Annotated in this window: 2 protein-coding genes; both read left to right on the top strand. The window is 63.6% G+C overall.

Features of this window, described 5'->3' with window-relative positions; translation table 11 throughout:
* Positions 1-3699: non-ribosomal peptide synthetase (locus BFL40_RS26855; protein WP_143088337.1), on the top strand; the 3699-nt coding region annotated here is incomplete at its 5' end.
* On the top strand, positions 3696-11967 hold an 8272-nt coding region (locus BFL40_RS26850), incomplete at its 3' end, for a non-ribosomal peptide synthetase (RefSeq protein WP_143088336.1). The genes BFL40_RS26855 and BFL40_RS26850, both read left to right, overlap by 4 nt.

The following is an 11967-nucleotide window of genomic DNA, read 5'->3' as shown; positions in this document are numbered from 1 at the left end:
GTGGTGCTGGCCCGTGAAGACGAGCCGGGGCACAAGCGTCTGGTGGCGTACTTCACCGAGCGTGAAGGCGTCGACATCCAAGCATTGCGTGAGCATCTTCAAGCACAGTTGCCGGATTACATGGTACCGGCCGCCTATGTGCGCCTGGACAGCCTGCCGCTGACCAACAACGGCAAGCTCGACCGCAAAGCTTTACCCGCGCCGGACCAGGACGCGTTGCTCAGCCGTGGTTACGAAGCGCCTGAAGGTGAAGTGGAAACCGTGCTGGCACAGATCTGGGCGGACGTGCTCAAGGTCGAGCAAGTCGGTCGTCACGATAACTTCTTCGAACTGGGCGGCCATTCGCTGCTGTCTGTGAGCTTGATCGAACGCATGCGCCAGGCCGACCTCAGCGCCGATGTGCGCGTGCTGTTCAGTCAGCCAACCCTGGCGGCGCTGGCGGCTGCCGTCGGCTCCGGGCGTGAAGTGGCCGTACCGGCCAACCTGATTACGCCCGACTGTAACCGCATTACCCCGGACCTGTTGCCTCTGGTCACCCTGGACCAGGCGAGCATCGACCATATCGTCGCTCAGGTCCCGGGCGGCATGGCTAATGTGCAGGACATCTACGCCCTGGCACCGTTGCAGGAAGGCATTCTGTACCACCACATCACGGCGGAGCAGGGCGATCCGTACCTGTTGCAGTCGCAGATGGCGTTCGACAGCGTGGAGCGTCTGCATCGCTTTGCCCACGCCTTGCAAGGCGTGATTGACCGTCACGACATCCTGCGCACGGGAATGGTCTGGGAGGGGCTGAGCACACCGGCACAAGTGGTGTGGCGCAAGGCCGAGTTGCCGGTGCAGGAACTGATCCTCGACCCGGCCGACGGCGACATCCTGACCCAGCTGCATGCACGTTTTGATGCCCGGCATTATCGCCTGGACGTCAGCCAGGCCCCGTTGATGCGCCTGGCCTATGCCCGTGACGATCTCAATGGGCGCACGGTGGCGGTGCTGTTGTTCCACCACATGGCGCTGGACCACACCGCGCTGGAGGTGGTCAGCTGGGAAATGGCCGCCAGCCTGTTGGGCTCCACCGAACCGTTGGCGCCGCCGGTGCCTTACCGCAACTACGTGGCCCAGACGCGTCTTGGCGGTGTTGAACAGGAGCATGAAACCTTCTTTAGCGAGATGCTCGGCGACATTGAGGAGCCAACGCTGCCCTTCGGCTTGAAGGATGTGCAGAGCGACGGCAACACGGTGGCCGAAGTGACGCAGATTCTGCCGGAGGACGAGAGCCAGCGCCTGCGGGCGGCAGCACGTACCTTGGGGGTCAGTGTTGCCAGCCTTTTCCACCTGGCCTACGCCCAGGTGTTGGGTGCGGTCTCGGGCAAGCAGGATGTGGTGTTCGGCACGGTACTGGTCGGGCGCATGCAGGGCGGCCAAGGCGCCGACCGCGCGCTGGGGATGTTCATCAACACCTTGCCGCTGCGCGTCGACCTCGGTCAGCACAGTGCACGGGCCGGTGTACGCGCGACTCACGCGCGGCTGTCGGCGCTGCTGGGGCACGAGCATGCCTCGCTGTCCCTGGCCCAGCGTTGCAGTGGCGTGGTTGCGCCGGCGCCGTTGTTTAGTGCGATGCTCAACTACCGTCACAGTGCCAGCGATGGCGTGATGCACCAGACCCGTGAGGCCTGGGTCGGCATCGAGACCCTGGCTAGCGAGGAACGCACCAACTACCCGTTGGCGTTGAATGTGGATGACCAAGGTGACAGCTTCCGCTTGAACGTGCAGGCCATCGCGGTGGATGCCCAGCGTGTGGTGGATTATGTGCAGACGGCTTTGCACAACCTGGTGCAAGCGTTGGAGACCGCACCCCATGCAGCCTTGCAGCACCTGTCGGTACTGCCGGCCGAGGAGCGTGAAACGTTGCTGGTGGCGTTCAACGACACCGCCCGCGACTACCCGCTGCAACAGACCCTGCATGGCCTGTTCGAAGCCCAGGTACAACGCACGCCGGACGCCGTCGCGCTGCTGGCCGACGCCCAGCACCTGAGCTACCGCGAGCTGAACGAGCGCGCCAACCGCCTGGCCCATCACCTGCGCGAGCAGGGTGTGCAGCCGGATTCGCGAGTGGCGATCTGCGTCGAACGCAGCGTTGAGATGGTCGTCGGCCTGCTGGCGATCCTCAAGGCAGGCGGTGGTTATGTGCCGCTGGACCCGGCGTACCCGCTGGACCGCCTGGCCTACATGCTCGAAGACAGCGCACCGGCCGTGGTGCTGGTGCAAAGTGCCACCCGCGGTTTGCTCGGTGAAATCAGCGTACCGGTGGTGGATCTGGAGCAGGTGACTTGGCAACAGGCGTTGGCGAGTAACCCGCTGATTGCCGAACTGACCCCGCAACACCAGGCTTACGTGATCTACACCTCCGGCTCCACCGGCAAGCCCAAGGGCGTGATCAACGAGCACAGCGCGGTGGTCAACCGGCTACTGTGGATGCAAGAGGCGTACGACCTCGACGCCAGCGACACGGTGTTGCAGAAAACCCCGTTCAGCTTCGATGTGTCAGTGTGGGAATTTTTCTGGCCGTTGTTCACCGGCGCCCGCCTGGTCATGGCCCGCCCTGGCGGACACAAGGACCCGGAGTACCTGTGCGAAATCATCCAGGCCGAACGGGTCACCACGCTGCACTTCGTGCCCTCGATGCTCGATGTGTTCCTGGCCCATGGCGATGTCAGCCAGGCAGCCGGGTTGGTGCGGGTGATGTGCAGCGGTGAGGCACTGCCCGGCAGTGTGGTGCGACGCTTCAAGCAGCAGTTGCCGGCCAGCGGCCTGTTCAACCTCTATGGGCCGACCGAAGCCGCCGTGGACGTCACCGCCTGGGACTGCGCAGGGCCGATCACCCCGGACAACACCCCGATCGGCAAACCGATCGCCAACACCCGCATGTATGTGCTCGACGAGCACTTGCAGCCGGTACCACTGGGCGTCAGCGGCGAGCTGTTCATCGGCGGCGTGCAAGTCGCGCGTGGCTACCTGAATCGCCCGCAACTGACCGCCGAACGTTTCTTCGACGACCCGTTCAACCCCGGGCGCATGTACCGCACCGGTGACGTCGGGCGCTTTCTGTCCGATGGGAACATCGAGTACCTGGGGCGTAACGATGACCAGGTGAAGATCCGTGGTCTACGCATCGAGTTAGGGGAAATTCAGGCGCGTCTGGGCGAATTTTCGCAGATCAAGGAAGCCACGGTACTGGCCCGCGAAGACGTGCCGGGCGACAAGCGCCTGGTGGCTTATTACACCGGCGTGCCGGCCGAGGTCGAGGCATTGCGCGCGCATCTGCTGGCGCAATTACCGGATTACATGGTGCCGCAGTTGTTCGTGCATCTCGACGCGCTGCCGCTGAGCCCCAACGGCAAGCTGGACCGCAAGGCCCTGCCGGCGCCGGACCTGGCGACGCTGCGGGCGCGCGAGTATGAAGCGCCGGTGAGTGATACCGAAATAGCCCTGGCCCGGCTCTGGACCGAATTATTGAACGTTGAGCAGGTCGGTCGACATGACCACTTCTTTGAACTGGGCGGCCATTCACTACTGGCTGTCAGCCTGATCGGGCGATTACGCCAGGAAGGCATCGATGCGAACGTCAAGGCGCTGTTCGAGCAACCTACGCTCTGGGAATACGCCGAAATTACAGAAAGAATGGAGATGGTCCTGTGAGTGTTCTCGAACTGTTGGCGACATTAAAAGAAAAAGACGTTCAGCTTGCGGTCAAGGGTGAGCAACTCGTGGTGCAGGGCAACAAGCAGGCGTTGAAGGAGCCTAGCGTGCTGGCTTCGCTGCGTGAGCACAAGGCCGCGCTGATCGCCTTGATCAACGCCGGCGAGTACCGCGCAGAGCGTGCAGGGCAAGTCACCATCCCGGCCAACCGCATCCCCGCCGATTGCACACGCATCACCCCGGACATGCTGACGCTCACGACGCTGGATCAGGCGACTATCGAGCGCATTGTCGCGTGCATCCCCGGCGGTGCGGCTAACATCCAGGACATCTACCCGCTGGCTCCACTGCAATCGGGCATCCTGTTCCATCACCTGTCCGAGCAACAGGGCGACCCTTACGTCTTGCAATGCATGATTGGCATGGACAATCGCCAATGCCTGGACGATTTCAACCAGGCCCTGCAACACGTGATTGACCGGCATGACAGCTTCCGCACCGCGGTGCTGTGGGAAGGGCTCGACGAGCCCTTGCAAGTCGTCTTGCGCCAGGCACGCTTGCGGGTCGAAGAAGTAGCCCTGGACCCGGCCGCCGGTGATATTCGCCAGCAACTTGAACAGCGTTTCGACAACCAGCATTATCGGCTGGACATCAGCCAGGCACCGTTGATCTGCATCGCTTGTGCGCATGACCCGGTCAATGACCGCTGGCTGGCCTTGCTGATGTTGCATCACATCGTCTCCGACCACGCCGCACTGGCGGTGGTACAGCATGAAATCCAGCAATATTTGCTGGGCCAGGCTGCGCAACTGGCCAAGCCGGTGCCGTACCGCAATTACGTGGCGCAGGCGCGCCTGGGCGTCAGTGAGCAGCAGCACGAAGCGTTTTTCCATGAGATGCTCGGCGAGGTGGACGCGCCGACGCTGCCGTTGGGTCTGGCGGATGTGCAAGGTGACGGCCATGTGCTGCAAGAGGCCGCGCTGGCGGTACCGGCGGCATTGGGGCGGCGCCTGCGGGCCCAGGCGCGGCAGCAGGGAGTCAGCACGGCCAGCCTGTGTCACCTGGCGTGGGCCCAGGTACTGGCGGCGGTCACCGGCAATGAGCGGGTGGTCTTCGGCACGGTATTCCTCGGGCGTATGGAGAGCGGCGAAGGTGCCGAGCATGCGCTGGGCATGCTGATCAACACCCTGCCGCTGCGCGTGGACATTGGCGACCAAGGCGCACAGGCTGCGCTCAAGGCGACCCATGCACGGCTCACGGCGTTGCTTGGCCATGAGCACGCGCCTCTGGTGCTGGCGCAACGTTGCAGCGGTGTGGCCGCGCCGCAACCGTTGTTCAGTACTTTACTCAACTATCGTCACAAAGCGCATGACCTCGCGTCCGAGCAGGCCCAGGCAGCCTGGCGCGGCATCGAGTTCTTCCACACTGAAGAGCGCAAGCGCACCAACTACCCGCTGACCCTGAGTGTCGATGAACTGATCGACGGCTTCTCTTTTTCCGTCCAGGCCTTGCCGGTGCTGGGCGCACAACGTTTTTGCGACTACATGCACACCGCCCTGGAGCACCTGGTGCAGGCGCTGGAGCAGGGCTCATCGGTTGCGGTCAATCAGTTGCCGGTGCTGCCGAGTGCCGAGCGTCAACAGGTGCTTGAAGGTTTCAACCAGACCCAGGTCGACTACCCACGCGGGCTGACCATCCACGAACGTATTGAACAGCAAGTGCGGCGCAACCCGCAGGCGGTCGCGGTGGTGTATGACGGGCAGGCGCTGTCCTATGCCGAGTTGAACCAGCAGGCCAACCACCTGGCCTTCCAACTGATCGAACTTGGCGTGCAGCCTGACGACCGCGTGGCCATCTGCGCGCGACGCAGCCTGGAAACCCTGGTCGGGCTGGTGGCGATCCTCAAGGCCGGTGCGGCGTATGTACCGATCGATCCGGCGCACCCGCTGGACCGCATCGGCTACTTGCTCGAAGACAGCGCCCCGGTTGCCGTGCTGGTGCAACCGGGCCTGGCCCAGCGTTTGCCGACCCTGCAGGTGCCGGTGCTCGAACTCGACAGCCGCCTGCTGCATGGCGCTGCACGTGACAATCCACAGATCGCTGGTCTGACCCCGGCGCACCTGGCTTATGTGATTTACACCTCCGGTTCCACCGGCCTGCCCAAAGGCGTGATGGTTGAACACCAGACCCTGGAAAACCTGGTGCACTGGCATTGCCAGGCCTTTGATCTGAACGCGGGCAGCCACACCTCCAGCGTCGCCGGTTTTGGTTTCGATGCGATGGCCTGGGAAGTCTGGCCGGCGTTGTGCGCGGGGGCGACCCTGCATCTGCCGCCCGCAGCGAATGGCAACGAAGACATCGATGCCTTGCTGGCCTGGTGGCTGGCCCAGCCGCTGGATGTCAGCTTCCTGCCGACGCCGGTGGCCGAATACGCCTTCAGCCAGAACCTGCAACACCCGACCCTCAAGACCCTGCTGATCGGCGGTGACCGCCTGCGCCAGTTCAGTCAGGCGCAGCGCTTCACTCTGGTCAACAACTATGGCCCGACCGAGGCCACCGTGGTGGCGACCTCCGGCGTGATCACGGCAGGGCAGACGTTGCACATCGGCAAACCGGTGGCTAATGCCCAGGCGTATCTGCTAGACGCGCAACTCAAGCCGGTGCCGCTGGGCGTGACCGGTGAGCTGTACGTGGGCGGTGCCGGGGTGGCACGGGGTTACTTGAACCTTGCGCAAATGACCGCCGAACGCTTTCTCAAGGACCCGTTCAGTGCCGACCCGCAAGCACGGATGTACCGCACCGGCGACCTGGCGCGCTGGCTGGCGGACGGCAACCTGGAATACCTGGGGCGTAACGACGACCAGGTGAAGATTCGCGGCGTGCGGATCGAACTGGGCGAAATCGACAGCTGCCTGGCCGAACATCCTCAGGTCCGCGAAGCGGTGGTGCTGGCCCGTGACGGGCGCCTGATCGCCTATTTCACTGCGCGCGAGGCGTTGGACATCGAGACCCTGCGCGGCTTTGTGCAGGCGCAACTGCCGGAGTACATGGTGCCGGCCGCCTATGTGCGCCTGGACAACCTGCCGCTGACCGCCAACGGCAAGCTGGACCGCAAAGCCCTGCCGGAACCGGACCACGACGCTATGCTCAGCCGCAGCTATGTGGCGCCGCAGGGCGAGGTGGAAATCGCCTTGGCGCAGATCTGGGCCGAGGTGCTCAAGGTCGAGCGTGTGGGGCGGCATGACCATTTCTTCGAGTTGGGCGGGCATTCGTTGCTCGCGGTCGGTATGGTCAGCCGTATGCGCCAGGCCGGTTTGAATGCCGACGTGCGCGTACTGTTCAGCCAGCCGACCCTGGCGGCGTTGGCGGCGGCCGTCGGCCATGGCCGTGAAGTGACGGTTGAGCCCAACCGTATTCAGCCGGATTGCCAACGCATTACCCCGGACCTGTTGCCACTGATCACGCTGGACCAGAGCAGCATCGACCGCATCGTCGACAGCGTGCCGGGAGGTGTCGGCAACGTGCAGGATATCTACCCGTTGGCACCGTTGCAGGAAGGCATTCTTTACCATCACCTCAGCGCCGAGCAGGGCGATCCGTACTTGCTGCAGGCGCGCTTCAGCTTTGCCGACGCGCAGCGTTTGCAGGCGTTTGTCCAGGCCTTGCAGGCGGTGATCGATCGTCATGACATTCTGCGCACCGCCATCGTGCTGGAGGGTTTGCAAGCGCCAGTGCAAGTGGTCTGGCGCAAGGCCGAGCTGGACGTGCAAGGCGTGCCGGTGGACGCGACCAAGGGCGACGCGCTGGCGCAACTGGAACAGCGTTTTGGCGCCCGTCACCATCGCCTGGACCTGGCCCGCGCGCCGCTGATGCAACTGGTGTATGCCGAAGACCCGGTCAATCAAAGGCTGGCGGCGATCCTGCTGTTCCACCACATTGCCTTGGACCACACCGCGCTGGAGGTGGTGAGCCAGGAAATGCAGGCCTATCTGTTGGACCCAACGGCCGAACTGCCCGCTCCGGTGCCGTATCGCAATTACGTGGCCCAGGCGCGCCTGGGCGTCAGCGAGCAAGAGCACGAGACGTTCTTCCGCGAGTTGTTGGGCGACATCGAGGAACCGACGTTGCCATTCGGTCTGCAGGATGTGCAAGGCGATGCCCAGTCGATCGAAGAGGCCCGTCTGGACGTCGATCCTGAGTTGAACCAGCGTCTGCGTAGCCAGTTGCGACACCTAGGGGTCAGCGCCGCCAGCTTGTTTCACTTGGCTTGGGCTCAGGTGCTGGCCGGGGTGACCGGCAAGCAAGACGTGGTGTTCGGCACGGTGCTGATGGGCCGCATGCTCGGCGGCGAAGGGGCCGAGCGGGCGTTGGGCATCTTCATCAACACCTTGCCGTTGCGCATCGATGTGGATGGCCGCGATGCTCGCGCCGGTGTGCGTCAGGCGCACTCGCGGCTGAGTGCGCTGCTGGGCCATGAACATGCACCGCTGGCCCTGGCGCAACGTTGCAGCCAGGTGCTGGCGCCGTTGCCGTTGTTCAGTGCGCTGCTCAACTATCGCCATAGCAGTGTCGGCGGCGGGGCGGCGCAGACCCAGGCTTGGCAGGGCATGGAAGGGCTCGGCGGTGAAGAGCGCACCAACTACCCGTTGACCTTGAACGTCGATGAATGGGGTGACGGTTTCAGCCTCACGGTGCTGACCCTGCCACAGGTGGGCGCGCAACGCCTGTGCGCTTTTGTGCATCAGGCGTTGGAGCACTTGGTGCAGGCGCTGGAGCAATCGTCCACGACTGCGTTGCACGCACTGGCTATCCTGCCGGCGGATGAGCGTGAGCAAGTGGTGACCGCCTTCAACACCACGGCGCGGGAGTACCCGGTTGCACAAACCGTCCACGGGATTTTTGAAGCGCTTGCCGCCGCACAACCGACTGCATTGGCTGCCGTGCACGCAGAGCAACGGGCGACCTATGCCGAGCTGAATACGCGGGCCAACCGCCTGGCCCATCATCTGATCGGACTAGGCGTGGTTCCGGGTGCTAGCGTGGCGATCCTGCTGGAGCGCTCCCTGGACCTGCTGGTCAGCCAACTGGCAATCAGCAAGTGCGCGGCGGTGTATGTGCCGTTGGATGTCAACGCACCGCTGGACCGTCAAGGCTTCATGATTTCGGACAGCGGCGCGCAGCTGTTGCTGAGCGTGGCCTCGATTGAGGTGCCGGAAGGCGCGCGTCGTCTGGACCTGGACACCCTGGACCTGAGTGTTGAGCCTGACCACAATCCGGCGCTTGAGCAATCGGCCGAGACGGCGGCGTACATCATGTACACCTCCGGCTCTACCGGCACGCCGAAGGGTGTGTTGGTGCCGCACCGGGCGATCACGCGGTTGGTGATCAACAACGGCTATGCCGATTTCAATCAGCACGATCGTGTGGCGTTTGCCTCCAACCCGGCGTTCGACGCCAGCACCCTGGATGTGTGGGCACCGTTGCTCAATGGCGGCGCGGTGGTGGTGGTCGACCAGGACACGCTGCTGTCCCAGGCCGATTTCGCCGCGCTGTTGCAGGAGCAAGCGGTCAGCGTGTTGTGGATGACTGCCGGGTTGTTCCATCAGTACGCCGAGGGGCTGCTGCCGGTCTTTACGCAGTTGCGTTACCTGATCGTCGGCGGCGATGTACTCGACCCGAGCGTGATTGCCCGGGTGCTCAAGGACGGCGCGCCGCAACACTTGCTCAACGGCTATGGTCCGACCGAAGCCACCACCTTCTCGACCACCCATGAGATTACCCGGGCGGACGAGGGCAGCATTCCAATTGGTCGCCCGGTGGGTAACAGCCGCGCCTACGTGTTGGATGCGCGCCAGCAACCGGTGCCGGTGGGCGTGACCGGGGAGCTGTATATCGGTGGCCAGGGTGTTGCTCTGGGCTATCTGAACCGTGCCGAACTGACTGCGGAGAAATTTCTCGCCGATCCGTTCAACGACGGTGCTCTGATGTACCGCACCGGCGACCTGGTGGCCTGGCGCGAAGACGGCACCTTGCAATACCAAGGGCGTAACGACCAGCAGGTGAAAATTCGTGGTTTCCGGATCGAGTTGGGCGAAATCGAAACGCGCCTGAGCGAACACCCGCAGGTCAAGGACGCCGTGGTGCTGGCCCGTGAAGACGAGCCGGGGCACAAGCGTCTGGTGGCGTACTTCACCGAGCGTGAAGGCGTCGACATCCAAGCATTGCGTGAGCATCTTCAAGCACAGTTGCCGGATTACATGGTACCGGCCGCCTATGTGCGCCTGGACAGCCTGCCGCTGACCAACAACGGCAAGCTCGACCGCAAAGCTTTACCCGCGCCGGACCAGGACGCGTTGCTCAGCCGTGGTTACGAAGCGCCTGAAGGTGAAGTGGAAACCGTGCTGGCACAGATCTGGGCGGACGTGCTCAAGGTCGAGCAAGTCGGTCGTCACGATAACTTCTTCGAACTGGGCGGCCATTCGCTGCTGGCGGTCAACCTGATCGAACGCATGCGCCAGGCCGACCTCAGCGCCGATGTGCGCGTGCTGTTTCGCCAGCCGACCCTGGCGGCGCTGGCAGCTGCCGTCGGCTCCGGGCGTGAGGTGAGCGTACCGGCCAACCTGATTCCTGCTGATTGCGTGCACATTACCCCGGACCTGCTGCCCCTGGTCACCCTGGACCAGGCGAGCATCGATCATATCGCCGCCCAGGTTCCGGGCGGCGCGGCGAATGTGCAGGATATCTACCCGTTGGCGCCGTTGCAGGAAGGTGTGCTCTATCACCATATCCGTGCCGAAACCGGTGACCCCTACCTGCTGCAATCGAGCTATGGCTTTGACAACCTGGAGCGCTTCCAGGTGTTTGTCGAGGTGCTGCAGGCGGTGATCGATCGCCATGACATCTTACGCACCAGTCTGGTCTGGCAAGGCCTGGAAAGCCCGGTGCAAGTGGTCTGGCGCAAGGCCGCGCTGGTGGTGCAGGAAATGCTCACGGACACGCACGGCGATGACGTCGTGAGCCGGTTGCGTGAGCGTTTCGACGCCCGCCACTATCGCCTGAGCCTGACCCAGGCGCCGTTGATGCGCATCATCTATGCCCGTGACGAGGCCAACCAGCGTGTCGTCGCGTTGCTGATGTTCCATCACTTGGTCATGGACCATACCGCCCTCGATGTGGTTCAACAGGAAATGCACATGCTCCTGCTGGGGCAAGTAGAACAACTGAGGCATGCGGTGCCCTACCGCAATTATGTGGCGCAGGCACGCCTGGGCAGCAGTGATGCGGAGCACGAGCGGTTTTTCCGCGAGATGCTCAGCGATATCGATGAACCGACCTTGCCGTTCGGTCTGCAGGATGTGCAGGGCGATGGGCATGGAGTGGGCGAAGCCACGCACCTGCTCGATATCGGCTTGAGCCTGCGCCTGCGCGAGCAGGCGCGAAAAACCGGCGTGAGCGCCGCCAGCCTGTTTCACCTCGCTTGGGCACGTGTGTTGGGCTGCGTGTCGGGCCGTCGAGAGGTGGTGTTCGGCACCGTGCTGCTCGGCCGCATGCAAGGCGGTGAAGGGGCGGACCGCGGGCTGGGGATGTTTATCAACACCTTGCCGCTGCGAGTCGATGTCGACGCTGCGGGCGTGCGCTCGGCCGTCAAGGCAACCCATGCGCGCCTGACGGCGTTGCTGGGGCACGAGCATGCGTCACTGGCCCTGGCCCAGCGTTGCAGCGGGGTGCCGGCGAGCGTGCCGCTGTTCAGCGCCTTGCTCAACTACCGACACAGTAGTGTTGCAGAAAACATTACCGAGCTCGAACAGGTGTGGCACGGCATGTACTTCCTGCATGCCGAAGAGCGCACCAATTACCCGATCACCCTGAGCGTCGATGACCTGGGCGAGCAATTCAATCTCAATGCTCTGGTGGTCTCGCCGCTGGAGGCGCGCCGCATCTGTGACTACCTGCTCACCGCCGTGGAGCAGTTGGTGCAGGCACTGGAGCAATCGCCCCATACGCCGTTTGAGCAATTGCCGGTGTTGCCGACGGTCGAAGTTCACCAAGTGCTGGTCGAGTTCAACGCGACCACCCGCGCCTACCCTGAAACGCTGACGCTTCACGTGCTGTTCGAAGCCCATGCCGCGGCAAATCCGCAGGCGTTGGCAATGGTGCATGGCGAGCAGTCCTTGAGCTATGCGCAATTGAACCGGCGTGCCAACCAGTTGGCCCATCACTTGATCAGTCAGGGCGTGGCCCCCGGCGACCGCGTGGCGATCCTGCTGG

Origin of the sequence: Pseudomonas costantinii (genome assembly GCF_001870435.1) — a bacterium.
Classification (GTDB): domain Bacteria; phylum Pseudomonadota; class Gammaproteobacteria; order Pseudomonadales; family Pseudomonadaceae; genus Aquipseudomonas; species Aquipseudomonas costantinii.
This window is presented reverse-complemented; position numbering and strand designations above follow the sequence as displayed.